The 22,786-nt window shown below is 66.4% G+C and carries 23 protein-coding genes; 14 read left to right on the forward strand and 9 right to left on the reverse strand.

Annotated elements, in window-relative coordinates; all coding sequences use genetic code 11:
* Window positions 1-168: 168 nt before the first annotated feature.
* Window positions 169-1,149, reverse strand: coding sequence for a helix-turn-helix domain-containing protein (locus tag ABR323_RS04910; RefSeq protein ID WP_439448458.1), 981 nt, complete (start codon window positions 1,147-1,149; stop codon window positions 169-171).
* Between the two features lie 686 nt (window positions 1,150-1,835).
* Here ABR323_RS04910 and ABR323_RS04915 point away from each other — a divergent pair.
* The 13 genes from ABR323_RS04915 (at window position 1,836) to ABR323_RS04975 (ending at window position 14,422) form a co-directional block, all read left to right on the forward strand.
* The gene (locus tag ABR323_RS04915) at window positions 1,836-2,021 is read left to right on the forward strand and encodes a Flp family type IVb pilin (RefSeq protein WP_439448459.1); all 186 of its coding nucleotides are present in this window, start codon (window positions 1,836-1,838) and stop codon (window positions 2,019-2,021) included.
* Window positions 2,022-2,097: 76 nt separating this feature from the next.
* Window positions 2,098-2,643: an A24 family peptidase gene (locus tag ABR323_RS04920; RefSeq protein ID WP_439448460.1), complete on the forward strand. Its 546-nt coding sequence runs from the start codon at window positions 2,098-2,100 to the stop codon at window positions 2,641-2,643.
* Window positions 2,640-3,116: a TadE/TadG family type IV pilus assembly protein gene (locus tag ABR323_RS04925; protein WP_439448461.1), complete on the forward strand. Its 477-nt coding sequence runs from the start codon at window positions 2,640-2,642 to the stop codon at window positions 3,114-3,116. The genes ABR323_RS04920 and ABR323_RS04925 overlap by 4 nt, the downstream gene beginning before the upstream one ends.
* A 23-nt stretch (window positions 3,117-3,139) precedes the next feature.
* Complete coding sequence (cpaB, locus tag ABR323_RS04930; protein ID WP_439448462.1) at window positions 3,140-4,177, forward strand: Flp pilus assembly protein CpaB; 1,038 nt, start codon at window positions 3,140-3,142, stop codon at window positions 4,175-4,177.
* A gap of 18 nt (window positions 4,178-4,195) precedes the next feature.
* Window positions 4,196-5,554, forward strand: coding sequence for a type II and III secretion system protein family protein (locus tag ABR323_RS04935; RefSeq protein ID WP_439448463.1), 1,359 nt, complete (start codon window positions 4,196-4,198; stop codon window positions 5,552-5,554).
* Window positions 5,555-5,581: 27 nt separating this feature from the next.
* Window positions 5,582-6,838 carry an AAA family ATPase gene (locus ABR323_RS04940; RefSeq protein WP_135274108.1) on the forward strand — a complete coding sequence of 419 codons (1,257 nt, stop codon included), beginning with the start codon at window positions 5,582-5,584 and terminating at the stop codon, window positions 6,836-6,838.
* The gene (locus ABR323_RS04945) at window positions 6,823-8,172 is read left to right on the forward strand and encodes a CpaF family protein (protein WP_135274109.1); all 1,350 of its coding nucleotides are present in this window, start codon (window positions 6,823-6,825) and stop codon (window positions 8,170-8,172) included. Before ABR323_RS04940 ends, ABR323_RS04945 begins: the two co-directional genes overlap by 16 nt.
* 2 nt (window positions 8,173-8,174) lie before the next feature.
* Window positions 8,175-9,131, forward strand: a complete 957-nt coding sequence (locus ABR323_RS04950; protein ID WP_135274110.1) for a type II secretion system F family protein — start codon at window positions 8,175-8,177, stop codon at window positions 9,129-9,131.
* A gap of 28 nt (window positions 9,132-9,159) precedes the next feature.
* Window positions 9,160-10,095 (forward strand): type II secretion system F family protein, encoded by a 936-nt coding sequence (locus tag ABR323_RS04955; protein WP_439448464.1) that lies wholly within the window; start codon window positions 9,160-9,162, stop codon window positions 10,093-10,095.
* A complete protein-coding gene (locus ABR323_RS04960; protein WP_439448465.1) occupies window positions 10,095-10,985 on the forward strand; it encodes a Flp pilus assembly protein TadD in 891 nt (296 codons plus the stop codon). The genes ABR323_RS04955 and ABR323_RS04960 overlap by 1 nt, the downstream gene beginning before the upstream one ends.
* On the forward strand, window positions 10,982-11,446 hold the full coding sequence (locus ABR323_RS04965; protein ID WP_439448466.1) for a DUF3613 domain-containing protein: 465 nt from the start codon (window positions 10,982-10,984) through the stop codon (window positions 11,444-11,446). Before ABR323_RS04960 ends, ABR323_RS04965 begins: the two co-directional genes overlap by 4 nt.
* A gap of 8 nt (window positions 11,447-11,454) precedes the next feature.
* Window positions 11,455-13,608 carry a TadG family pilus assembly protein gene (locus ABR323_RS04970; protein WP_439448467.1) on the forward strand — a complete coding sequence of 718 codons (2,154 nt, stop codon included), beginning with the start codon at window positions 11,455-11,457 and terminating at the stop codon, window positions 13,606-13,608.
* 100 nt (window positions 13,609-13,708) lie between these two features.
* Window positions 13,709-14,422 carry a DUF2968 domain-containing protein gene (locus tag ABR323_RS04975; RefSeq protein WP_439448468.1) on the forward strand — a complete coding sequence of 238 codons (714 nt, stop codon included), beginning with the start codon at window positions 13,709-13,711 and terminating at the stop codon, window positions 14,420-14,422.
* Window positions 14,423-14,491: 69 nt separating this feature from the next.
* On the opposite strand, the gene ABR323_RS04980 is transcribed toward ABR323_RS04975, so the two are convergent.
* Entirely contained in the window at window positions 14,492-14,878 is a 387-nt protein-coding gene (locus ABR323_RS04980; RefSeq protein WP_439448469.1) for a hypothetical protein, read from the reverse strand.
* A gap of 186 nt (window positions 14,879-15,064) precedes the next feature.
* Between ABR323_RS04980 and ABR323_RS04985 the strand changes: the two genes are divergently transcribed.
* On the forward strand, window positions 15,065-15,889 hold the full coding sequence (locus ABR323_RS04985) for an alpha/beta fold hydrolase (RefSeq protein ID WP_439448470.1): 825 nt from the start codon (window positions 15,065-15,067) through the stop codon (window positions 15,887-15,889).
* A 113-nt stretch (window positions 15,890-16,002) separates the two neighbouring features.
* Here ABR323_RS04985 and ABR323_RS04990 read toward each other — a convergent pair whose 3' ends face one another.
* The 7 genes from ABR323_RS04990 to ABR323_RS05020 all read right to left on the reverse strand — a co-directional run bounded on the left by ABR323_RS04990 (window position 16,003) and on the right by ABR323_RS05020 (window position 22,779).
* Window positions 16,003-17,649: an MFS transporter gene (locus tag ABR323_RS04990; RefSeq protein ID WP_439448471.1), complete on the reverse strand. Its 1,647-nt coding sequence runs from the start codon at window positions 17,647-17,649 to the stop codon at window positions 16,003-16,005.
* On the reverse strand, window positions 17,643-18,926 hold the full coding sequence (locus ABR323_RS04995; protein WP_439448472.1) for an alginate export family protein: 1,284 nt from the start codon (window positions 18,924-18,926) through the stop codon (window positions 17,643-17,645). The genes ABR323_RS04990 and ABR323_RS04995 overlap by 7 nt, the downstream gene beginning before the upstream one ends.
* On the reverse strand, window positions 18,905-20,752 hold the full coding sequence (locus ABR323_RS05000; protein WP_439448588.1) for an amidohydrolase: 1,848 nt from the start codon (window positions 20,750-20,752) through the stop codon (window positions 18,905-18,907). Before ABR323_RS05000 ends, ABR323_RS04995 begins: the two co-directional genes overlap by 22 nt.
* Before the next feature lie 119 nt (window positions 20,753-20,871).
* Complete coding sequence (locus ABR323_RS05005) at window positions 20,872-21,297, reverse strand: DoxX family protein (protein WP_439448473.1); 426 nt, start codon at window positions 21,295-21,297, stop codon at window positions 20,872-20,874.
* A 2-nt stretch (window positions 21,298-21,299) separates the two neighbouring features.
* Window positions 21,300-21,956 carry a hydrolase gene (locus ABR323_RS05010; protein WP_439448474.1) on the reverse strand — a complete coding sequence of 219 codons (657 nt, stop codon included), beginning with the start codon at window positions 21,954-21,956 and terminating at the stop codon, window positions 21,300-21,302.
* Entirely contained in the window at window positions 21,953-22,396 is a 444-nt protein-coding gene (locus ABR323_RS05015) for a helix-turn-helix transcriptional regulator (protein ID WP_439448475.1), read from the reverse strand. The genes ABR323_RS05010 and ABR323_RS05015 overlap by 4 nt, the downstream gene beginning before the upstream one ends.
* Window positions 22,397-22,446: 50 nt before the next feature.
* On the reverse strand, window positions 22,447-22,779 hold the full coding sequence (locus ABR323_RS05020; protein WP_439448476.1) for a hypothetical protein: 333 nt from the start codon (window positions 22,777-22,779) through the stop codon (window positions 22,447-22,449).
* Between the last annotated feature and the right edge of the window lie 7 nt (window positions 22,780-22,786).

A 22,786-nucleotide genomic window follows, 5' to 3' on the forward strand; every position in this document is an offset into this window, starting at 1 on the left:
TTCAGCGCTTGCAACGGCGGCTGCGCACTTCATTCCGGCACGGCAATCGCGCATTCCGGCAAATCCACGGTCGGAATCGGCAGCCGGTTATGCAGAAGCGGCAACCATATCGGCAAGCGGATATGCAATTCCGGCAGGAACTGCCGGGAAACCCTTACGGGGCTTGGCTCAGGCCGGCTGGCCGATCTGCGCGGGAGCGCGCATCAGTGTGTCGCGCGGCAGTTCACCGAAGACCTTGCGGTAGTTATCGGCGAAACGCGACAGGTCCCACAGCCCGCAGCTGAGGGCGATGGCCTTGACCGAGCGACGGCTGGAATCGGCCATCGACAGGCTGCGGCAGGCCGCGCACAGGCGCAGCATCGATAGATAGCGATTGGGTGACGTACCGAACAGGTCCTCGAACGCGTACCGCAGCCCCCGCTCGCTGACACCAGCGGCGTCGCAGATCTCATTCATGTAGATGTTGCGGCGCAGGTTGAGGCGCATGAAATTTTCCGCGCGCTGCGCGATCAGATAATGCGTGCGCCGCGCACGGCTGCAGCCCGGGCGATCGGCGGAACCGGCACCCAGCAGTGCCTGTACGTGTTCGTGCAGCAAACGTTCGGTTTCTTCCGGCTGCAGGCCCGTGCCCTGGCCCAGCTGCAGGTGCAGCTGCTGGTAATGCTGTGCCAGCGGGGCGGCTTCGCTGGCGAGGTTGAACAGTGAAAGCGCCTGGCCTGCCGGCGGCGTGCTGCGCAGGCTCAGTTCGGTCAGCTTGCGCTGCACCCGCGCCAGCGGCACCAGCATCAGGGTCATATGCGTGCCTGGGCTCAGGGTGAACTCGCTGATGCCCTCGGGCATCACGGTCAACGCCATCCCCGGTGTAAGCGGTACGCCATGGCACCAGCTCAGGGTTTCATCGGTCGCGTGCAGATACCCCAGCATCGCCCAGTCCGGCGGCAGCATGAAACGTCCACGACAATGGAATCCACAGCTGATGCTGCAGAACAACGCCTCCTCGTGCACGCGTGAAGCGAAGGCAGCCCGCGGCCCATTGCCATCGAGCAGAAGCAGTTCGACATCACAGACACGAAGTACGCCGCTCAGCGTCGCCAGGTCGATCGACCGCAGGCCGCTGTCGTCGCTGTCTCCTACCCCACCATCGACCATGACAGTGTCGTCCCCCCCGATTATCCGTCGTGCGATACGGCCCCCACTGCCTGACAGGGCGCGCACCTCTCATGGAATACCTTCCATCACCGGGATGCGCGCCGCCAAGGTGCACACCCCAAAAGAAATACGAATACTTGAATACGAGTATGCCCGATAATTCAACAGCGTAAACATCCTCGCCACGTTGAATAAGATGGATACATACGTGAAAAGCATGTTGTCGTTATTGGCACAGTTTTCGCATGCGGCGGAAAGCCCGCATCACATTATCTGCACGTCAATGAATCGTTTTGCGATCGAACGGATTTACGTCACAGAACCCGTCTGAAAAATTAAGGATCGACGGGTTTCTGCCGAATTTGCATATAGGTTCCGGTTGCAGCCGGCCGCCATTCAGGCAAAGTCGATAACACGGTGATCCGGTCTTGAATAAGGCCGCGCCCAGGGGGACAGCATGACCATGCACGTATCGCACGACACCTCGACCACCGGCCCCGCGCCGCGCGGTCGCGATTGCGCGAACGGCGTCCCGCCTGGAAATGATCACCCTGCTTGAGCACAGCGGGTGCATCCCGCCGTGCCTCCTCCGCCAGGATGTGCGGAGGTCCACGGACGATCCCGGCGGAGCCGGGCCACCGCCCAACAGGTGTCCTGTAGCAGACAGGTAGAGGGAGACAAACGTCATGAACGCATCGATCCGCAAGTTCCTGAAGGAAGAAGATGGCGTCACCGCACTCGAGTACGGGCTGCTTGCCGCTGTCATCGCTGGCGTCCTGATCACGCTGGGCAGCACGCAGATCCAGACGTTCTTCAGCACGCTCTTTGAGAATCTCACCAAACTCGCCAACAAGGCTTCGGGTACCGCCTGAGGGCGCGCGCAGCTGCGGGTCCGCTCGGGGTCGGGAGAAACTGCGGACTGTCCAGTGACGGACAAGGGAGTGCACGATGACACTGCTGGGATTGTTGGCCATTGGCATATGCCTGCGGATTGCGATCAGCGATCTGTACGCGCGCCGGGTGCCCAACACCTGGCTGTTTGCCGCAAGCGCTTGCACCGTTCTGCTGCTTGTCATCGGCCAGTTCAACGCGCCGCGCCTGCCGTGGTTGCCCCACGTTGCCGGCGCGGCGCTGGGCCTGGTCGCGTTGCTGCCCTTCCATGCGCTGCGTTGGATGGGTGCGGGGGATGTCAAATTCTTCTCCGTACTCGGGTTGATGCTGGGCTGGCAGGCATTGCTGCCGATCTGGATCGCGGCCAGCCTCGCCGCCGGCGCACATGCAGCACTGCTGCTGGCTTCGCGCCGGCTGGGCCTGGTACTGCCCATCAGCCTGCAGGCCCAGGTCCACCGCGCCAGTGCGCATTGGCAATCACATCCTGCGCTGCGTGAAATGCAGAGCGCCAGGCAGGGACGCCGTGGCATTCCCTATGCCGCTTATCTGGCGATCTCCGCCATCGGCTGGATCATCCTCAGCGCCTACGGAGGTATCTCATGAACTCCCGCAGCCCCCACCGACAGCGCGGCGTCGTCAGCATCGAGTTCGCGTTGATGCTGATGCTTGGCCTGTTGCCACTGCTGATGTTCACTTTCTCCGGCGTAATGATCATGGCGGCCCAGCAGACCCTGTCCATGGCCTCGGCCGAGGGCGCGCGCGCATCGCTGCGCTATGGAAATGCCAACGAGCGCCGCACCGCGGCATGCATCGCAGCGCGCAACTCGATGCAATGGCTGCTGAAATTCTCAGCGCAGACCGTCGATTGCAGCAACGGCGGCAGCAACGCTGTCGTGGTGTCACCGCAGGCGCCATGCGCCGGCCTGGCCACCGCTCAGTGCATGACCGTAACAGTCAGCTACGACTACGCCAGTCATCCCTTCCTGCCCGGCACGGCCACGCTCTACAAGTGGGTGATGCAGGCTCCCATCCGCAGCGTCGCGGTCGCTCAGCTCGACCTCGGCAGCGGTAACTGACGATCGGTACAGGAGACGGTTCCATGCTCAAGTTGACCCGCATCGCTGCCGTGGCCCTGATCGGGCTGGCCGTGCTGCTGGCCCTGATCGCCTTCATGGTCGGGCGCAAGCCGGATGCCCCGGCCACGGTGGCCCCGGTCACGCAGAGCGAAGCCCAGGCGATCACGGTGGTGGAAGCGGTCGCGCGCCTGCCCGCGGGTGAACCGATCACTGCCAATGGACTGCGCCTGGTACAGCGCACCGCGCCTGTCGCCGGTGCCGCTACCAGCATCGCTTCGGTGGTCGGCAAAGTGCCGGTGCAGGACATCGCCGAGGGCACTGCAATCAGCAGCAGCGCGTTGGCACAGGGGTTCTCGCTGCAGCTGCGCCCCGGCGAACGTGCCCTTGCGGTGCCGGTCGACGAACTGGTGGGCGCCGGCAACCGCATCCTGCCTGGCGACTTCGTCGACGTCTTCCTCAACCTGCGCAACGCCCAGCCCAGTGCCGGTGGCCCAGGCGAGGCCGCGCAGACGCGCCTGCTGCTGTCGCGGCTGCGCGTACTCAGCTATGGCCAGCAGGACATCGCTCCGTCCACCAGCGACGCGGTGGCCAGCACTGATGGGGAGACGCGGAATGATCCACGCGCCGCCGACATCACCGGAAACGGCAGCAGCCAAACGACCGGCAACGAAGCCAACCAGCCCGCACGAAGTGCGGTCCTGGCGGTACCGGTGGCCGATGCCAACCGGCTGCTGCTGGGTGCACAGCAGGGCAAGCTGTTCCTGGCGCTGCGCAACCCCGCAGACACCGGCCTGCCCGACCTCGCACTGTTCCCGCAGCCGCGCGGCGTGATCGATCCGCTGCGCAGCCTGGATCCAGAGCAGCAGCTTGCGCTGCAACGGCCGGAGAACCATGCCTTCGCGGGTATTGACGGCGATGCACTGGCCGGCCGCGGCACCACACCGCCGCGTGCCAGCCCGCAGGCACCGGCACGCCCTGCGGCGGTGCGTCACGCGGCGCCTAGGGCGTCCGGCATCGAAATCATCCGCGGGGACAGCTCCGCTCCCCGTGGTTCCCTCTGACCTGCATCGAGTGCATCCATGACCCAACGTCGCCGCAGTCCACGCCCTTCCCCCCGCCAGCGCTGGCTGGCCCTGCTGCTGGTGCTGCTGGCGCCGGCAACAAGCGTGGCGGCTGACGATCTGATCCTGCAGGCGCGTGAGCAGCGGCCGTGGACCCTGCCGGCGGATCTGGAGCGGGTCGCCATCGCCGACCCCGGCGTAGCCGACATCGTGATGCTGCGCGGCCAACGCCAGGCACTGCTGGTTGGCAAGGCACCAGGCATCACCACCCTGCTGCTGTGGCATCGCAAGCAGGCCGAGCCGCAACGCCTGCAGGTGCGGGTGCAGAGCGCCGTACAGGGTGCAGCGGATGCAGGTGCGAGCGGGCTGGCATTCACCCAGCAGGACAACCAGGGCCTGCTGCAGGGCAGCACCGACAGCGTGCTCTCGCACATGCAGGAGCAACGCACCGCAGCAATGGCACTCGGCAAGGATGGTCAACTCGCCGACGCCTCGACGATCAGCAGCGGCGGCGTGGTCCAGGTCGAGGTCAAGGTGGTCGAATTCAACAAGACCGCGTTGAAGCAGATCGGCATCAGCTTCCAGAACCGCAATGGCAACTTCGCCTACGGCTTCGCCCGCCCGGGCGGCCAGCTGCCCGGCAACACCGGCATCCTGCCGGGAATGAAGGAGGGAAACTCGAGCAACGAATCCGAGTCGCCTATTTCCTCTGCATTCCGGCTGGTGTTCGGCTCCACCAAGGGCCTGTGGAACGCCGACGTCGACCTGCTGCAGAGCAATGGCATGGCACGCGTACTGGCCGAACCGACGCTGGTCGCACTGTCCGGCCAGAGCGCCAGCTTCCTGGCCGGCGGCGAGCTGCCGATCCTGGAACCGCAGGGGCTGGGCACCACCACCATCACCTACAAGCCGTTCGGCATCGGCCTGACCGTAACGCCTACGGTGTTGGCGCCCAACCGCATCGCACTGAAGGTGGCCCCCGAAGCCAGTGACCTGGACTACAGCAACGCCATCGCGCTCAACGGCGTGCAGATTCCCTCGATCACCACCCGGCGCGCAGACACCACCGTCGAGCTCGGCGATGGCGAGAGCTTCGTGATCGGCGGCCTGGTCAGCTCCAACGTGGTCTCCAACGTTGGAAAGATCCCGTTGCTCGGTGATCTGCCGATCATTGGCTCGTTCTTCCGCAACTTCGACTACAAGCGACAGGACAAGGAGCTGGTGATCATCGTTACGCCGCGACTGGTCAAGCCACTGGCGCGCAACACCGAACTGCCGCTGCCCGGCGAACGCGAGGCCAAGCCGAACCTTCCGGAATGGGGTTCGTGGCTGCTCGGCCCGATCAGCCAGGATCCGGTGCCCGGCTTCTCACGCTGATCCCATGATGCCTGCGATACCACGACCATGCCCTACGCCACCGCCCAGCCGCTGCATCCACAAGGACCGCCGATGAACCTGGTCCTGTACGGGATGGATCGCGAACTGCTGCCCCGGCTGGCCGCCAAGCTGCCGCCGACAACGACGCTGCATTGGCAGGACAGCAGCATGCCGACCTCCGCGCAGGACCTGCAACGGGGGCCGGAGAACCTGGTACTGCTCGATTTCCGTCCCGAGCACGCCGCCGCCTCCAGCGTGCTCGCGCAACAACTGCAGCAGACCGAGCCTGACCTGATGCTGGTCGCGGTGGGGGCCACCAGTGCTGGTCAGGTGGAAGGCGTCGTGATGGCTCTTCGCGTAGGCCTGCGTGACGTGCTGGACCTGGACAGCGACAACGTCGGCATCGAAGCGGCGCTGCGCCGCGCGCTGTCGCCACGACCGGCCGCCTCGGCACAGTTGGTGCACAAGGCACGCCTGATCGTGTTGCTGGGCGTGCGCGCCGGCGTCGGCACCAGCACCCTGGCCGCGCATCTTTCGGTGCTGGCACAGCAGACACGTGCACTCGCCCAGGGCGAGGCGCTGCAGCAGGATGGCCTGCTGCTTGAACTGGCGCAGCCCTCGGGTGATCTTGCGCTGTATCTCAATCTCGACAGCCGCTTCCATTACGAGGATGCGCTGCGCAATGCCAGCCGCATCGATGCCACGCTTGCCCGCACCGCGATGGCGCGCCATGAGTCCGGACTGGTGCTGCTGGACCGTGACAGCGGCAGCGACGCGGTGCCGCCATCGGACCCGGGCGCCTTGCTGCAGCGGCTTCGCGGCGTGTTCGCCAGCGTGCTGTGCGATGCCGGCGGCTGTCCGCTACGGCAGCTGCCACCGCTGCTGCTGGACCAGGCCGACGAGATCTGGCTGGTCACCGATGCCTCGATCGCCACGTTGGTGTCACTCGACCAGGCGCTGAAACATCTCGCTGGCCAGCGCGAGCGCGAGAAGCGCCTGCAGCTGGTGATCAACCGCCACGACGACAGCAGCGGCATGAGCCCCGAGCAGATCGCGCGCCGCTTCGAAGTGCCGCTGCTGGCGACCTTGCCCGAACGCCCACGCGTACGCCTGGCCGCCAGCCAGGGCCACCTGTTGCTGCAGGATGCACCGCGCGACCCTTACCTGCGTGCCCTCGCCCCGCTCGTCCCGCGACTGGATCCGGCCGCCTGCCCGGTCCAGGCGCAGGGCCTGCGGGAAAGACTCTCCCTTGCTCTGGGTGGATCGCAATGGAAGACAAGGTAACTCCGTTCCCGCATGCCGTTGTCCGCCCGGTGCTGCCCGACAGCGCCCCGGGGCATCTTCCGTTCGCGCAGACCGAGCAGTACCAGAAGGTGCTCTCGGCCGCGCACGAGCACCTGCTCAACAGCATCGAAGACGAGCGCATCGACATCGATTCCTGGGCCCCCGACACCATCGCCCGCTGGGTGCAGGTGCAGACGGTCGGCTTCATCCAGGAATGGCGCATCCCGATCAACGAAGAGGAAATGCAGGTGGTCGCCGACGGACTGGTCAAGGAGCTGACCGGCTTTGGGCCGCTGGACGACCTGCTGCACGACCCGTCCATCGAAGACATCCTGATCAACGGCTTCAAGGATGTGCACGTTTCCCAGGGCGGCCTGCTCAAGCGGGCCACGCAGCGCTTCACCGACGATACGCATCTGCTGCGCATCCTGCGCCGCATCCTCGCTCCGCTTGGGCGCCGGCTGGATGACTCCAATCCGATGGTCGATGCGCGCCTGCCCAACGGCGGACGCCTCAACGCGATCATCTCGCCGCTGGCGGTGGACGGACCGATGGTGTCCATCCGCAAGTTCCGCAAGGATCCGTTCACCCCGGACGAACTGCTGGCCAAAGGCACCTTCGATGCGCCGATGCAGGCACTGCTGAAGGCGATGGTGCTGGGTCGCTGCAACATCCTGGTCTCCGGTGGTACCAGTTCCGGCAAGACCTCGCTGCTGAACGCGCTGGCCAGCTACGTACCACCGAACGAGCGCGTGATCACGGTGGAGGACACCGCCGAACTGTCTCTCAATCATCCGCATGTGGTGCGCCTGGAAAGCCGGATTGGTGGCGCCGAAGGCCAAGGCGCGGTCAGCATCCGCGATCTGGTCCGCAACAGCCTGCGCATGCGCCCCGATCGCATCGTCGTGGGCGAGGTGCGTGGTGCCGAGGTACTGGAAATGCTGCAGGCGATGAACACTGGCCACGACGGCTCGATGGCGACCATCCATGCCAACTCGCCGCGTGACTGCCTGTACCGGATCGAGATGCTGGCCGGCTTTGCCGGCTTCCAGGGCAGCGAGGACAGCCTGCGTCGACAGATCGCCAGTGCCATCGACTTCATCGTGCAGATCTCGCGCCTCGGCAGCGGCCGCCGCGTACTGGTCTCGATCACCGAGATCACCGGTGTCAGCGACAACCTGATCACCACCCAGGAAATGTTCCGCCACGAGCTGCAGATCGACGGCAATGGCAATGAAGTCGATCGCTGGATCGGCTTGGGCTTCCATCCGCATTCGCACAAGCTGGAGCCGTTCCGCCAGCAACTGCGCGAATCCCTGTACGGGGACTTCTGAGCATGGGCACCGGCCTGCTGCTGGGCGTATTGAGCATCATCTCGGTGCTGCTGGCGCTGGCGGTCTGGCTGTGGGGCACAGCCAGCAACCGCGAGCAGCGCCAGGCCTCGATGCAGCACGCCGAACAGCGCCTGGCGCGCGGCGGTGCCGGTGCCGGCACGCCCGCTGGCGCCTCGGTGGCGGCCGCCAACGATCCGCCTCGGCCTGCCAGCAGCGGGCGCCGCGCGCTGCCATTGGACGGCCTGTTGCAGCGGGCCGGCCTGCAGACGGGCTGGAAGCTTCCCATCATGCTGCTGGTGCCGGGGCTGGTGCTTTCGGTCGTGGCAATGCTGCGTCTGGGCACTGGCTGGATGTTTCCGCTGACTCTGCTGCTGTACCTGCTGGGCTGCTGGCTGTGGGTGATGCGGCGGACGTCGAAGCTGCGCGCGCAGCTGCTGCACCTGTTGCCGGACTTCCTCGACAACCTGGTACGCCTGACCGCGCTGGGCAACAGCCTGCAGGCGGCATTCCAGGTGGCGTCGATGCAGACCAGCGCTCCGCTGCGTGGGCTGCTGGATACCACGGTGCGCTATGCGCGCAGCGGCATGGACCTGGACCGTGCACTCGCCCTGGCAGCGCAACCGTATCGCATGGATGTGCTGAAGGTGTTGTCGGTGGTGATCGGGGTCAGCGTGCGCATTGGTGGCCGCTCCGATCAGATCCTGCAGCGCATGGGTGACTTCATGCGCGACCTGGAACAGGCCCAGCAGGAGCTGGCAGCGACCACCTCCGAAACGCGCATGTCGGCCTGGGTACTGGGCCTGCTGCCTCCGGCCTGCGCCGTGCTCATGGCGATCGCCAGCCCGGACTTCTTCCAGCCCGTGCTTCGCGATCCACTCGGCCACAAGATCCTGCTGATCGCGCTGGGACTTGAGCTGGCAGGGGGATTCCTGCTGTATCGCTTGGCCAAATCGCTATGAACTACAGCAGCCATTCCGGAGACGTCCGATGAGCGCCAGCACCTGGTTCGCCCTCTCTCTGCTGGTGTTGGCCGCAGGTGTCGCCCTGTTCGGCATCGCCGGCTGGGTGCGCAGCCATCGCGAGCACCGCACCTCGGCCACGTTGAAGACCGCCCTGCAGCCGCGCGAAGAAGCCCGCGACACAGAAGCAGCACGGCGCGATTCGCTGGGCTGGTTGGAGCGCTTCGGCCGCGCGCTCAGCGGCGGCCGACTGGAAGCGGCGTTGCTGGCCAATGAAGACCGCCTGCTGCTGGATCTGGCCGGCTGGAATACCCGCCGCGGCACGGCCATCTACCTCGGCCTGCGCCTGCTGCTGGCCGTGCTGGTGCTGGCATTGGCACTCACCTTCAACGATGCCACCGGGCTGACCAGGATCATGGTGATGATCGGCGCCCTCGCTGCGGGCCTGCTGCTGCCCAAGTTCATCCTTTCGTCCTGGGTGAAGCGGCGCAAGCGTGCGGTCGACAACGAGCTGCCGCTGCTGATCGATCTGCTGCGCCTGCTGCAGGGCGTGGGCTTCAGCATGGACCAGAGCCTGCAAACGCTCGGCGACAAGCTGCGCGATGCATTGCCGGTACTCGGCGGCGAACTGCAGGAAGCCAACGTCGCCTACACCCATGGCCGCACGCGTGCACAGTCCCTTCGCCGCCTGAGCGAAGTCTATGCCGACGATGACCTGACCAGTCTGATGCAGCTGATCCTGCAGGTGCATGCGCACGGCGGTGCGGTGCAGGAACCCCTTCGGCAGTTCAGCATCCGCCTGCGCGAACAGCGTCGCAACACACTGAAGGAGAAGGTCGGCAAGCTCTCGGTGAAGATGACCGTGGTGATGATGCTGACCCTGCTGCCAGCGCTGATGCTGGTCCTCGCCGGCCCAGCGCTGGTCGCGCTGGCCACCACCATGTCCAAGATGGGATCGCCCTGATGCTTGCCCTGCGCACCACTTGCCTGCTGCTTGCCCTGGTTGCCGTCGCCGGCGGCTGCTCCTCAACCACGCCGAAGTATCTGCGCGCCCCCAGCCTGGCCGCACCCGAACCGGCGCCGCAGGACAGCCGCAACGCCTACCTGGAACTGATCGAACGCATGCAGCAGCAGGGGGCGTGGTATGCCTCGCTGGCGCATGTCGATGCCTTCCGCCAGCGCTATGGGGATCCGCCGGCATTGCGACTGCTGCAGGCCGACGCCCTGCGGGAGACCGGCCAGGCCGACGCGGCGATCGCCCTGTACCGCGAGCTTTCCAGTGGTCCGCAAGCCGCTGCGGCCGCGCATGGCCTGGGCCTGATCGCCGCCCGCCGCGATGACGACGCGGGCAGCGAGCATGCGCTGGCACAGGCCACCCAGCTGCAGCCGTTGAATACCAACTATCTGGGCGACCTCGGCTATGCACGGCTGCGAGCCGGCCACTTCGAACAGGCGCGTGAGCCGCTGGCCAAGGCCCTGGAACTGGCGCCGGGCAATGCCAAGGCCACCGCCAATCTGGCGCTCTGGGCGGTGCTGCGTGGCGATACCGCTACTGCCGAACGCCTGGCCCAGCAGGGCAACCTCAACGAGGAAACCCGGCTCAGCATCCAGCAGCAGGCGACGCAGATCCGTGCCCGTCTGCAGCAGAAGCAGGCAGCAGCTGCAGCCGCCGCCACTGCGGCCACCTCGGCATCGGCATCGGCTCGCACGATCACCCGTAGTACCGGCGACAGCACACGACTGGCAGCCGAGCCACGCCGCGACAGCCGCGATGAACGCGATCCGCAGCGCCTTCCGCCCTCGATGCTGGAACGCTTCAGCGCCTCCGACCGCCCGAACGGGAATACACCATGATCGCGACACTCCTGATCCGACGACTGCTCCCCATGTGGACCTGCCTGCTGGTCGTGGGGGCTGTGCAGGCGCAGCAACAGCCGTTGACCGGGCAGATGCTCGGCGGCAGCGGGCCGGCCGCTCCAACATCCCAGCCGCTGCAGTCCGAGGCACTCGCTACGGTCGATCTGGCGCCCGCATCGGCCACAGCTCCGGCGGCAGCGCCCTCGCCCGCAACAAGAGTTGCCGCCCAACCCCCTGCCGTCGTCGCACGCCCTGGCCGCAGCCAGATCGGCGATGCCACGCGCAGCCTGTTCCATCTGCAGGCATCAGGGCAGCAGGCCGGGCAGCAGCTGCCGATCCTCGGCGACCAGGCCACCTTGAGCTATGCCCGCTACATCAAAAGCTTCGAACACGAGATCCCGGACTTCTTTGAAACCGATGTCGCCAAGTCCAAGGGAACATCCTCATCCGGACGCTGAGGTAGGCCATGAAACGCCCACGCCAGTTCAGTTTCAGCCGCCCGCGTGGCGGCATGTCGATCACCATGATGCTGGTCATGCTGGCATTGCTGGCGATGCTGGGTCTGATCGAAATCGGCTACCTGTTCTGGGCCAAGCGTGACGCGCAGAAGGTGGCCGACCTTGCGGCACTGGCCGGTGCCCAGCGCCTGGAGCTGTGCAGCTCTGACAACAGCGACAACAGCGCTGCGCGGCAGAACGCGCTCACCCAGAACACGTTCGCCGGCAGCCTGCAGATCCGCTGCGGCAACTGGAGCGCCACCCGTGGCGAGGGGAACCGTTTCGTCACCACCGTCGATGCCAGCAACCCCCGCAACGCGGTCCAGGTGGTCGCAGAGCGCAGCGTGCTGCCATTCTTCGGCCAGAACGCCAGCCTCCCGGTTGTCAGCGCACAGGCTGTTGCCCGACGTTCTGAACCCACTGCGGTATTCGCGGTCGGCTCGCAGCTGCTGCGCACCAACGGCGACTCGGTGCTGCTGTCCACCCTGCGCCTGGTCGGCCTGGATGTCACCAACGCCACCGTGTTGTCCTATGACGGACTGGCCCAGGTCAACATCACCCCGTCGGGCCTGCTCAAGGCGCTGAACATCCCAGTCACCGCCAACCTGAGCGTGGCCGACTTCAACCGGCTGCTGTCGGTCAACAAGATCTCATTGGCACAGCTGGTCGATGCCACCGCCACCGTGGTCGGCCGCAACACCACCGTTGGCGTGCAGCTGCGCGCCCTGTCCGACCTGGTCGCCACCCAGCTGGACATCAACAAGCTCAATATCGCACTGGGCAGCGAGTCCGGCGGAGGCGGCCTGTTCGCCGAAGTGATCTCGCCCGATGGCACTGTCGGCAGCGCACTGGAAACGAAGGTCAACGTACTCAACCTGATCAGCACCGCCATCTCCATCGCCAACGACGGCAACGGCGTCACGGTCAAGGGATTGGACCTGCTGGGCATCAACATCCAGGCCGGCGTGGTCGAGCCACCGTCGATCGCCATCGGCGGGGTCGGTACCCGCGCCTACAACGCGCAGGTACGGCTGATGGTGGACGTGGACAGCAACAACCTGTTCGCGCTGGGACCGCTGCTGAACCTGCTCGGCACACGCCTGCATCTGCCGCTGCATGTCGATGTCGCCAACGCGATGGGTACGCTCACCGGCATCCAGTGCGGCGCCAGTCCACCCAGGGCCACCATCCAGGTTGATTCGTCGGTCCTGCGCGCCTGTGTCGGCAACGTCGATCCTGCGCAGCGCTTCTCCAAGAGCAATGTCTGCGATGCGACGCTGAAGAACGAACAGCTGCTGAAACTGCTCGGCCGCCCGCTGATCACCGACAAGATCACCCTGCCGGCCCTGACCAGCTCGCAGAACCTGACCCTGGCCGCCGGCGAGACCGGCTCGACCCGGATCAACCCGCTGGCGCTGGGCAACGCCGTTTCCGATCTGGTCAACGAGCTGCTGCGCGTACTGTCGGGCATGCTGAGTTCACCGCAGCAGGGCATGAATGCGAACGACACTGCCAAGGCGCTGGCCGACCGCTACCTGCAGGCGACCTTCCCGCCCAACACGCGCTATGACGTGAACAAGCTGATCCCATTGTTGCGCGATGGCGATCCCAGCCGGCAGCTGGCCCCGCTCAACAGCTGGAACGTACCCGATGGCCTGCCCTATGCCTGCGGCCTGCTCAACCTGGCCACCTGCCACAAGGATGGTCAGGTCTGGGATGCGTTCAAGGTCACCGTCACCGGCCAGGGCCTGGGCGTGCTTGATGGGCTGCTCGGCTCGCTGGTCGGCGGCCTGCTGATCAACCGCTGCGACAGCCTGCTCGGCAACTTGCTGGACTACAACGGCTGCGTGCGCAACAACCTGGCGTCGTACATCCAGACTGCGCCGGCCGGGTTCCTTGACGGCACCGGCGGCACCGGCGTCACCAACCCCGATGGCAGCGTGAGCTGCAGCGGTCTGTTGTGCACGCTGCTCAAGCCGATCCTGGCTGCATTGCGGCCGGTGCTCAACAGCGTCGGCGCGCTGCTGACCAACCTGCTGGCCAGCGTGCTGGGGCTGGAGCTGGGCCGAACCGACGTCAACGTGCAGTCGATCCAGTGCAGCGCCGCACAGCTGGTCTATTGACCCGTGACGGGCGCCCTTGGCGGCGCCCGCGCCCATGCTAGACTCCCGGCGGGGAACCACCTTCATCTCAACCCACACTTCATCCGTGGATGGTCTAGACATGCGAGAAACTTCAGGGGGCGCGGTCTTCGCCCGGCACGCGCGCAGCGCGGCAATGCTGGCCGTGGCCATGATGCTGGTGACACCGGCGGCGATGGCCGCACGTGGTGATCGTGAAGCGGCTGCCGAGCCCGCCGCACGTACCGCACCGGTGGTACGCAACACCGTTGACGAGCTCAAGCAGCTGATGGATGCGCGCCAGCTGACCGAGCTGCGCACCACCTACAACGGCAACTACGGCGCCAGCCTGCTGTTCAATGCCAGTACCCTGACCTACTACGTCGCCCTGTTCCAGGAGAAAAACTTCTGGCGGGTGATCAAGACCGACGCCGTCGACAACGCCGAGCGCGTCTACCGCACCTTCGCGCAGCAGTCCGAGCAGCTGGCCCAGGTCTATATCGACACGACCCGACTGGAAGCCGGCAAGCGCTACACCGAGCGTCTGGTGGCCTACAACGAGGAACGACTGCGCACCCTGCAGCAGGAAATGGAACAGCAGCAGGCCCAGTCGGCGCAGGTCAGCGCGGCTCTGCAGCAGGCCCAGCAGCAGGCCGTCAGCCTGAGCACCGACGTGCAGAGCACCAACAACCAGCTGGATTCCCTGCAGCGCCGCATCCAGATCCTGCAGGCCGAACAGGGCAACCCCGAATTGAGCCTGCCCAAGCCGGAAAGCGTGCCCTCGCCGTCACCGGCTGCAGCCAGCGACAGTCGCTGAGGCCCGGGCTCTCATCAGTCTGCACAACGGCGCCGCAGGGCGCCGTTGTCGTTTCCGGCATCCCGGGATTCAGCGACACGCGTCGTACACCGCGTCATCCAGCTGCCGCCGTTGCACGAAGTCCAGCCGTGTATTCCTTGCCAGCGCCTTCTCGCGCTGTTGCCGTGCGCGGTCGCAGGCTGCGGGGTCGCTGCGGATGGAAATCAGCGCCGCGCGCGCGCCTGATCGCCGCACCACGCGAGGCTTCGGAGTGACTGGATCGGCCGCGCGGGTTTCCACACCCCGCGATAGCGACTGATCCACCGGCACCTCCCAGCGCCATTCCGCACGCCCCTGGCACGGCGTCTGCTGGTAGACCGGATGCGGCCCGTCCACGCATTTGTAGACGTTGGTCTGAGCGTGCGCCGTCGTGGCCAGCAGCAGGCACAACAGCGGGCTCCAGCGCGCGATCGACATTGCAGTCTCCTCCACAGGGCTGCCGCCATCCTCGGCGGCACAGCCGCGTCATGCCAGAGCGATACGCGTCACATCCGGGGTAATCCAGCACAGCCGTGCAAGTCGCCGGTCCGGCGCTGCGCTGTACTGCCGAAGGCACCGGCATATCCGTCGGCGCCTTCCCTCCCTTTCGCCAAGGAAACCGCAATGAGCAACTTCGTCACCGTCGCCGACGGCGCCCGCATCTTCTACAAGGATTGGGGTACCGGCCAGCCGATCGTGTTCGCCCACGGCTGGCCGCTGTCTTCCAATGCCTGGGACCCGCAGATGCTGTTCATGGGCCAGAACGGCTTCCGCGTGATCGCTCACGACCGTCGCAGCCACGGCCGCTCCAGCCAGACCTGGGACGGCAACAACATGGACACCTACGCCGATGACCTGGCCGCAGTGATCGAGGCGCTGGACCTGAAGGACGCGATCCTGGTCGGCCATTCCACCGGCGGCGGCGAAGTGGCCCATTACATCGGCCGCCACGGCAGCAAGCGCGTGGCCAAGGTGGTGCTGGTCGGCGCGGTTCCGCCGCTGATGCTGAAGACCGATGCCAACCCGGCAGGCACGCCGCTGGAGGTCTTCGATGGCATCCGCAAGGGCACTGGCGGTGACCGCTCGCAGTTCTTCAATGACCTGACCACACCGTTCTTCGGCGCCAATCGCGACGGCAACCGTGTCACCCAGGGCATGCGTGACGCGTTCTGGCTGCAGGGCATGCTCGGTGGCGTCAAGGGGCAGTACGACTGCGTGCACGAGTTCTCGGAAGTGGATTACACCGAAGACCTGAAGAAGATCGACGTTCCGGCGCTGGTGGTGCACGGTGATGACGACCAGATCGTGCCGTTCGATGCGTCGGCCAAGCTGTCCTCGCAGATCATCAAGGATGCAGAGCTGAAGGTGTACCCGGGCGCACCGCACGGCCTGACCATCACCCACGCCGAGCAGTTCAACGCCGACCTGCTGGCGTTCGCACGTAAATGATGTGCTGCGGCGGCGCCGTAACGGTGCCGCCGCTTCTGCGGTCGCAAAAAGGGGACGGAGGGGATTAAGTCGTTTGTGCACAAACGACTTAATCCCCTCCGTCCCCTTTTTTGTCAGATGTCGCTGTGATGGTGCGGCACGGCCTCTGGCAACGGATCGTGGCCACCCACGAAGTGACGCACCAGCGGTGCACGTTCGCCACGATGCAATCCACGCAGCACTTCCTGGATCGCCTTGTCATCGGCGGTGATGCGCTCATGCTGGCGCAGATGCTCCAGCCAGGACGGGGTCACGAAATACTCCAGATGAATGCCCGGACTGGCCACGTCCTCGACCACGCCCCAGACCACGGCACCATCGCGGCGGCGGATCGTGCCCAGCGCGCGCATCTGCGCCTGGAACGCGGCTCTATCAGCCTCGTCGATGCGGTACTCAAGGGTGACCAGCACCGGGCCGCGATCATGTGACACCGGCACCGACAGCTCCGGCGCCGGCCAATGACCCGCCGGGCTCAGGTTCAGGTCCTCTGCGCCAGCGATGCGCACGCGCCATACCAGCAGCCCACCGATCACCGCACCTGCGGCGGCCACCAGCAAGGCCAGTTCCGGCGAAGTACGCTGTGCCAGCGCGCCCCAGCTCAGGCCACCGGCCGCCATGCCGGCGGAGAACACCATGATGTACAGCGCCAGTGCACGCGCCCGTACCCAGGCAGGCACTGCCGTCTGCGCGGCAATCTGCAGCGACGACAGCACGGTGATCCAGGCGAAACCATTGATCAGCATCACCACTGGCAGTACGTACCAGCTGCGGGTAAGCGCCAACCCGACCAGGCTGAGCGCCAGTGACAGCGTGGCCAGCAGCACCAGCAGGTCTCGATCCATCTGCGCGCGCAGCTTCGGCAGCAGAAGCGCACCACCCACTGCGCCGATACCGATGCAACCCAGCAGAATGCCGTACTGCCCTGCCCCGCCGTGCATCTGCCCGCGCACCACCACCGGCAGCATCGCATTCATCGCTGCGGCGAAGAAGAAGAAGCCGACCGACTTGATCAGCACCGCCTGCAGGCGCCCGGCGCGGCTGGCGTAGCGCAGGCCCGCCTTCAATCCGGCACCGAAGCCTTCCGGCGGCAGACTGGACTGCTTCGGGTCGCGCTTCCAGCCCCACACCACGAACAGCATCGCGGCGAAGGTGATGGCGTTGAAGCCGAACGCCCAGACCGCTCCGAGCTGGGCGACGATCACGCCACCGATGGCCGGACCGATCGAACGGGCGATATTGATGCCGATCGAGTTCAGCGCCACGGCCGAGGCCAGCATCGGCTGCGGCACCAGCTCGGACACGATCGCGGCCTGCGCCGGCATCGCCATCGCCGCACCGCAACCCATGCAGAAGGTCAGCAGCACCAGCAACTGCGGTGTCAGCAGATCCATCGCTGTCAGCGCTGCCATCACGGCGGCGACCAGCAGCATCCAACCCTGGGTCGCCAACAGGTACTTGCGGCGATCAACGATGTCGGCCAGCGTTCCGGCAGCCAGCGCCAGCAGCACGATCGGCACGGTGGTAGCCGACTGCACCAACGCCACCATCAAGGGTGAGCCGGTGCGTTCGGCCATCACCCAGGCGGCGGCCACGTCGTTGACCCAGGTGCCGATGTTGCTGGCCAGGATCGCCAGCCAGATCGAACGGAACATCCGGATCTTCAGCGGGGACCAGGCACCTGCGGCCTGTACGGGGGGTTGCGACGCGGTTGCGTTCACCATTGCCATGCTCCAACGATCGAGGCGAACAGCGTGCCCTGGCCTCCGGCCTGCTTCAGTGCAGGACCTGCGTCGACCCAGGCCAGCTGCAGCTGCCATTGCCAGTGTTCGCTGGCCTGCCAGCGGGTTTCGGATTTGTATTGATTGCCGATGCGGCGCGCGCCACCGGCGCTGCCCGGCAACGCCACCAGCGGTGCCGGCGTGGTGTAGACCGCATCGGCGCGACGATGCTTCCAGGCCATCTGTACGCCCAGTTCCGTCGTCACCGCGTCGTGCAGGCGCAGGGACAGGGTCGGCTGGACGTCCATCAGGTTGGCTGGGGCCAGCAGGCTGGCCTCGCTGAAGTAGGCCGATTTCGGGAACAATGCATTGAAGGTTCCCAGACGACCGTCTCGCAGATTGCCATCGCCGCTGGCGATGTCGGCCTTCAGCCCCAGACGCGGCTGCAACGGCAGGTCCGTCCAGCGCCACCCTGTATCGGTGGCCAGCGTCCATGCACGGATGTCGAGGATGCCGGCGGACGTGCGCAGTTCGCCCCCCTGCGCCACCAGCTCGCTGTTCCAGTCCAGTGCACCGACCTGGCCGAACCAGCGCGCACCGAGGGTCTGCCGCCGCTCGGTGCCGGAGCCTGCGGCGAAGCGCGCGCCTTCCCGGCGGTAGTCCAGCAGATACACGTCCCACTGGCCTGTCCGCTTGCCGCGCGCGGTAGTGGCATAGATGCCCCACAGGTGCGCACCATCCTCACCGCGATCATCAAAGGCACCCGGTCGGTTCTCCACCGGCCGCAGCGCCATCAGATCAAGCGTGCCGAAGCGACCCTTCCACCCCATGCGTGCACCGTCGAAGGCCAGGCGGATGTTCGGCCCATCGCGCACCGACAACAGTCGTGAGCTTCCGTAGCCGGCTTCCTGCCGGCCGAGTTGCAGGTGGAAGCCACCGCGCTGCCAGCGCCAGTACGCCTGCTGCACGTCCATCGCGCTGCGGTCGGTGCGGCCAGCGCCACCTGCCTTGCCATTCTCACCATGCACGCCCAGCTGCAGCTTCGCCTGCCAGGTGTCTTCCACATAGGTGGCCGATGCCAGCGCACGCAACAGGCCATAGCCATCTTCGCGACCGCCGATACCAAACCGGGTCGGGTCGTAGTACAGGCCACGCAAGCGCAGTGAGGCATCCCAGCGCAATTGGCCGTCACCGGCGTCAGTGCAACGGCCACCCTCGCAGGCCAGCGCCAGCGATGGCACGGCCAACACCGCCAGGCTCAGAACGCGAAGCACGAGCATCCCATCGCGCCCCAGAACGCGGTCAGGTCATTGGTCGGTGCTGCATGCTGCGCGGCATGTCCGTGCGCGCCATGGGTACTGCAGGCCACGCCGTGATGGTGGCGATGGGCAGCGGCCAATCCGGTGGCGGCACCGCCGACGTGGTAGCCACCGAACCGGTTGACCGGCGACCAGTCCGGCATCGCCGGCGGCAGCTGCGGGGCCAGGCCGGCGTAATCGCCATCGGCGTGCACGATACGGCCGCCGACGACGGTGAGCAGGCTGGTGATATCGGCAATCTGCGCGTCATCAACACGGAAGAAGTCGGCCGAGAGCAGGATGAAGTCGGCCAGCTGGCCGGCTTTCAGCGTGCCCTTCACCGCTTCGTCGCCGGAGAACCAGGCGCTGCCCTGGGTCCACAGGCGCAGCGCCTGCTCGCGCTCAAGCAGGTTCTCATCGCCATACAGGGCCAGTCCGCCCACGGTGCGCCCGGTCACCAGCCAGGACAACGCTACCCACGGGTTGTAGCTGGCCACGCGGGTGGCATCGGTGCCGGCACCGACCGGCACGCCTTCGGCCAGCATGCGCTTGACCGGCGGCGTGTGCCGCGCAGCCTGCACGCCGTAGCGCTCGACGAAGGCCTCGCCCTGGTAAGCCATGCGGTGCTGCACGGCAATGCCGCCGCCCAGCGCACGGATGCGCTCGATGTTGCGCGGGGTGATGGTCTCGGCGTGGTCGATGAACCAGTGCAGGCCATCGAACGGCACCTCGCGGTTGACCTGTTCGTACACATCCAGGATGCGGGTGATGCTCTCGTCATACGTCGCGTGGATGCGGAACGGCCAGCGCTTCTCGACCAGCAGCTTCACCACGTCGTGCAGTTCGGGCTCCAGCTCCGGCGGCAGTTCCGGGCGGGGCTCGTTGAACAGCTCGAAATCAGCCGCGGAGAACACCAGCATCTCGCCGGCACCGTTGTGGCGCAGCAGATCATCACCCTGGCGCGGCTGCAGGATCTCGCTCCAGCCACGGAAGTCGTCTACTTCCTTGCCCTTGTTCTGGGTGAACAGGTTATAGGCGATGCGCACCGTCAGCTGGTCATCGCGGTGCAACTGCTCGACGACCTGGTAATCCTCGGGATAGTTCTGGAAACCGCCACCGGCGTCGATCACCGAAGTGATCCCGAGCCGGTTCAGTTCCCGCATGAAGTGGCGCGTCGAGTTCGCCTGGTACTCGATCGGCAGGCGCGGGCCCTTGGCCAGCGTCGCGTACAGGATCAGCGCATTGGGCTTGGCCAGCAGCAGCCCGGTCGGGTTGCCCAGCGAATCACGCACGATTTGGCCACCCGGCGGATCCGGCGTTTCCTTGGTGTAGCCGCAGGCGCGCAGCGCGGCACGGTTGAGCAGCGCGCGGTCGTACAGGTGCAGCAGGAACACCGGCGTATCCGGCGCGATGTCGTTGATCTCCTGCAGCGTCGGCAGACGCTTCTCGTTGAACTGCGCGGCAGTGAAGCCACCGACCACGCGTACCCACTGCGGTGCGGGCGTGCGATCGACCTGGGCCTTCAACATGTCCAGAGCGTCACCGAGTGAACGCAGCCCGTCCCAGCGCAGCTCCAGGTTGTAGTTCAGGCCACCACGTATCAGGTGGGTATGGCTGTCGTTGAGGCCGGGCAGCAGGCGCCGGCCCTGGGCGTCGATCAGGGTCGCTTCATTGCCCCAGTCGCGCATGATCTCCTCGTCGCTGCCGACGGCGACAATGCGGCCTTCCTGCACGGCCAGCGCCTGCGCATGCGGTTGCAGGGGGTCCAGGGTGGTGATGCGGGCATTGCGGATGACCAGCGTGCTCATGCGACGCTCCTTGGAAGTGGAATCGAGTGCGGCAGCGGCGCTGCCGGCCAGGCCGAGCGCTACGGCAGCACCGCTGGCCAGCACCACGTTGCGGCGGCCTTGGTCGAGTGGATCGTGACTCATGCGATATCTCCCGGAAGGCGGTGGACGTCCAGTGCCCAGGTGCCGGGCCCGGCCAGCGCGATGGCCAGCAGTACCGTGGTCCACATCAACGGGTACTCGCTGCCGCCGCGCATCCAGAACCAGCCCTTGGGCAGGGCCAACAGGACGGTGAAGCCGATGAAGGCGGCCGCCGCAAGCGCGGCGATGCGGGTCTGCCATCCCAGCAGCACGGCCAGCCCGGACAGCACCTGCAGCAGGGCCAGCAGCAATGGCAACGGCGCGGCGGCCGGCAGGCCAAAATCGCGCAGCTCGGTGGCGAAGCCGGACAACCCCGGGCCACCGAACCAGCCGAGCAACTTGCCCAGCGCGTGTGGCAGCAGGAACCCTCCTGCCGCCACGCGCAGCATCAGCAGGGCCAGGTCGAGGCCATGGCCAGCCAGCATGCTCAGTGCCCGCCTTCCTGTGCGCCGAACATGCTCTTGGCGTACTGGATGCCGATGCCATAGCCGCCGGCGTGGTCGCGGGCAATGCCGGTGGTCAGGTCGTAGGTTTCACCGCGCGCCCAATCGCGCTGCAGTTCGAGCAGGTACTGCACGCTGGTCATCGGCACTGCGCCGGCCTGCACCATGCGGGTGATCGCACGCTCGTGGGCCTCTTCGCTGACATCGCCGCAGGCATCGGTGATCACGTAGACCTCGAAGCCCTGCGCCAGCGCCGACAGTGCCGGCCCGACAATGCAGACGCTGGTCCACAGGCCGGCAATGACCAGGCGGCGCCTGCCGATGCGGTTGATCTCATCGATCACCGGCTGGTCTTCCCAGGTGTTCATCGATGTGCGGTCGAACACGGTCTGGCCCGGGAAGATCTGTGGCAGTTCCGGAAACATCGGGCCGGAGAAGGACGTTTCGGCAACGGTGGTCAGCAGCACCGGCACGTTGAAGCCCTTGGCACCCTTGCTGATCAGCGACACGTTGTTGCGCAGCGCGGAGATGTCGATGGTGTGGGTGGCAAACGCCATCTGCGACTGAAAGTCGATCAAGACCAAGGCGTGGTCGGTCGGCGACAGCAGCGCCAGGGCGGGAGTGGCGGTGGCAAGACTCATGGGTGAACTCCGTTGGAAACACGATCAGGGGGAAGCAACAGGGCCGCATCGCCGGCAACGTACTGGCCAGGACTGCAGCCGGTCTCCGCGCGGAAGCTGCGGACGAAATGGCTCTGGTCGAAGAAGCCCAGCTGCTGGGCCAGGCAGGCCATCGGCAGCTGTGCACCCGGCAGCAGCTGGCGCGCACGCTCGATGCGGCGGCGGCGCACATAGCGCAGCGGGCTGGCGCCGGTACCGGTGCGGAACAGGCGCACCAGATGGAAGCGGCTGACGCAGGCGGCCGCCGCCAGTTCGGTCACCCGCAGCGGCTGCGACAGGTGCTCATCGACATAGCGCAGGGCGCGCTGCAACGCGGCGGCCTGCTGCGGTGCCAGCGATGCAGCGGGCGGATCAGGCGGAAAAACGGTGGCCATGCGGGATGCCGCGGAGGGGTGCCCCATGGTGCGGGGCCCCTGCGCGATGCCCTACCCCCGTCGGTCGAGGCCAGCACCTACCCGAATGGGGGATGCCGGCGACCGAGCAGGCGACGACCGAACAACCGCGCATCCAGTGAATAGGCGCCAGGGCCCAACATCAACAGCGCCAGTGGCAGCACTACCTGTGGCCACGGCGCCTGTTGCGCGAAGATGCCCACGGCCGCCATCAGCGCCGCCAGTGGCGTCAACACACCCAGCGTGAGCATGGCCGCCGCCAGCAGGCACAGCGCCAACCATCCGCCCGCATGCGTGCCGGGCATGCACAGCGCGGCGGCCACGCATAGCCGCAGCCACAGCAGGCCGACGCCCGGACCGCGGTCGGGGAACATCACGAACAGGCGCTGCATCGCGGGG

Source organism: Stenotrophomonas sp. ATs4 (assembly GCF_051861585.1).
GTDB lineage: Bacteria > Pseudomonadota > Gammaproteobacteria > Xanthomonadales > Xanthomonadaceae > Stenotrophomonas > Stenotrophomonas maltophilia_AS.

Excerpts from the sequence above, each read along its gene's own strand:
- ABR323_RS05000 (WP_439448588.1), bottom strand. The coding sequence starts at position 20,752 with ATGAGCACGCTGGTCATCCGCAATGCCCGCATCACCACCCTGGACCCC.
- ABR323_RS04955 (WP_439448464.1), top strand. The coding sequence starts at position 9,160 with ATGAGCGCCAGCACCTGGTTCGCCCTCTCTCTGCTGGTGTTGGCCGCA.
- cpaB (WP_439448462.1), top strand. The coding sequence starts at position 3,140 with ATGCTCAAGTTGACCCGCATCGCTGCCGTGGCCCTGATCGGGCTGGCC.
- ABR323_RS05020 (WP_439448476.1), bottom strand. The coding sequence starts at position 22,779 with ATGCAGCGCCTGTTCGTGATGTTCCCCGACCGCGGTCCGGGCGTCGGC.
- ABR323_RS04965 (WP_439448466.1), top strand. The coding sequence starts at position 10,982 with ATGATCGCGACACTCCTGATCCGACGACTGCTCCCCATGTGGACCTGC.
- ABR323_RS05015 (WP_439448475.1), bottom strand. The coding sequence starts at position 22,396 with ATGGGGCACCCCTCCGCGGCATCCCGCATGGCCACCGTTTTTCCGCCT.
- ABR323_RS04940 (WP_135274108.1), top strand. The coding sequence starts at position 5,582 with ATGCCCTACGCCACCGCCCAGCCGCTGCATCCACAAGGACCGCCGATG.
- ABR323_RS04935 (WP_439448463.1), top strand. The coding sequence starts at position 4,196 with ATGACCCAACGTCGCCGCAGTCCACGCCCTTCCCCCCGCCAGCGCTGG.
- ABR323_RS05005 (WP_439448473.1), bottom strand. The coding sequence starts at position 21,297 with ATGCTGGCTGGCCATGGCCTCGACCTGGCCCTGCTGATGCTGCGCGTG.
- ABR323_RS04910 (WP_439448458.1), bottom strand. The coding sequence starts at position 1,149 with ATGGTCGATGGTGGGGTAGGAGACAGCGACGACAGCGGCCTGCGGTCG.
- ABR323_RS04995 (WP_439448472.1), bottom strand. The coding sequence starts at position 18,926 with ATGCTCGTGCTTCGCGTTCTGAGCCTGGCGGTGTTGGCCGTGCCATCG.
- ABR323_RS04925 (WP_439448461.1), top strand. The coding sequence starts at position 2,640 with ATGAACTCCCGCAGCCCCCACCGACAGCGCGGCGTCGTCAGCATCGAG.
- ABR323_RS04990 (WP_439448471.1), bottom strand. The coding sequence starts at position 17,649 with ATGGTGAACGCAACCGCGTCGCAACCCCCCGTACAGGCCGCAGGTGCC.
- ABR323_RS04975 (WP_439448468.1), top strand. The coding sequence starts at position 13,709 with ATGCGAGAAACTTCAGGGGGCGCGGTCTTCGCCCGGCACGCGCGCAGC.
- ABR323_RS04950 (WP_135274110.1), top strand. The coding sequence starts at position 8,175 with ATGGGCACCGGCCTGCTGCTGGGCGTATTGAGCATCATCTCGGTGCTG.
- ABR323_RS04960 (WP_439448465.1), top strand. The coding sequence starts at position 10,095 with ATGCTTGCCCTGCGCACCACTTGCCTGCTGCTTGCCCTGGTTGCCGTC.
- ABR323_RS04980 (WP_439448469.1), bottom strand. The coding sequence starts at position 14,878 with ATGTCGATCGCGCGCTGGAGCCCGCTGTTGTGCCTGCTGCTGGCCACG.
- ABR323_RS05010 (WP_439448474.1), bottom strand. The coding sequence starts at position 21,956 with ATGAGTCTTGCCACCGCCACTCCCGCCCTGGCGCTGCTGTCGCCGACC.
- ABR323_RS04985 (WP_439448470.1), top strand. The coding sequence starts at position 15,065 with ATGAGCAACTTCGTCACCGTCGCCGACGGCGCCCGCATCTTCTACAAG.
- ABR323_RS04920 (WP_439448460.1), top strand. The coding sequence starts at position 2,098 with ATGACACTGCTGGGATTGTTGGCCATTGGCATATGCCTGCGGATTGCG.
- ABR323_RS04945 (WP_135274109.1), top strand. The coding sequence starts at position 6,823 with ATGGAAGACAAGGTAACTCCGTTCCCGCATGCCGTTGTCCGCCCGGTG.
- ABR323_RS04915 (WP_439448459.1), top strand. The coding sequence starts at position 1,836 with ATGAACGCATCGATCCGCAAGTTCCTGAAGGAAGAAGATGGCGTCACC.
- ABR323_RS04970 (WP_439448467.1), top strand. The coding sequence starts at position 11,455 with ATGAAACGCCCACGCCAGTTCAGTTTCAGCCGCCCGCGTGGCGGCATG.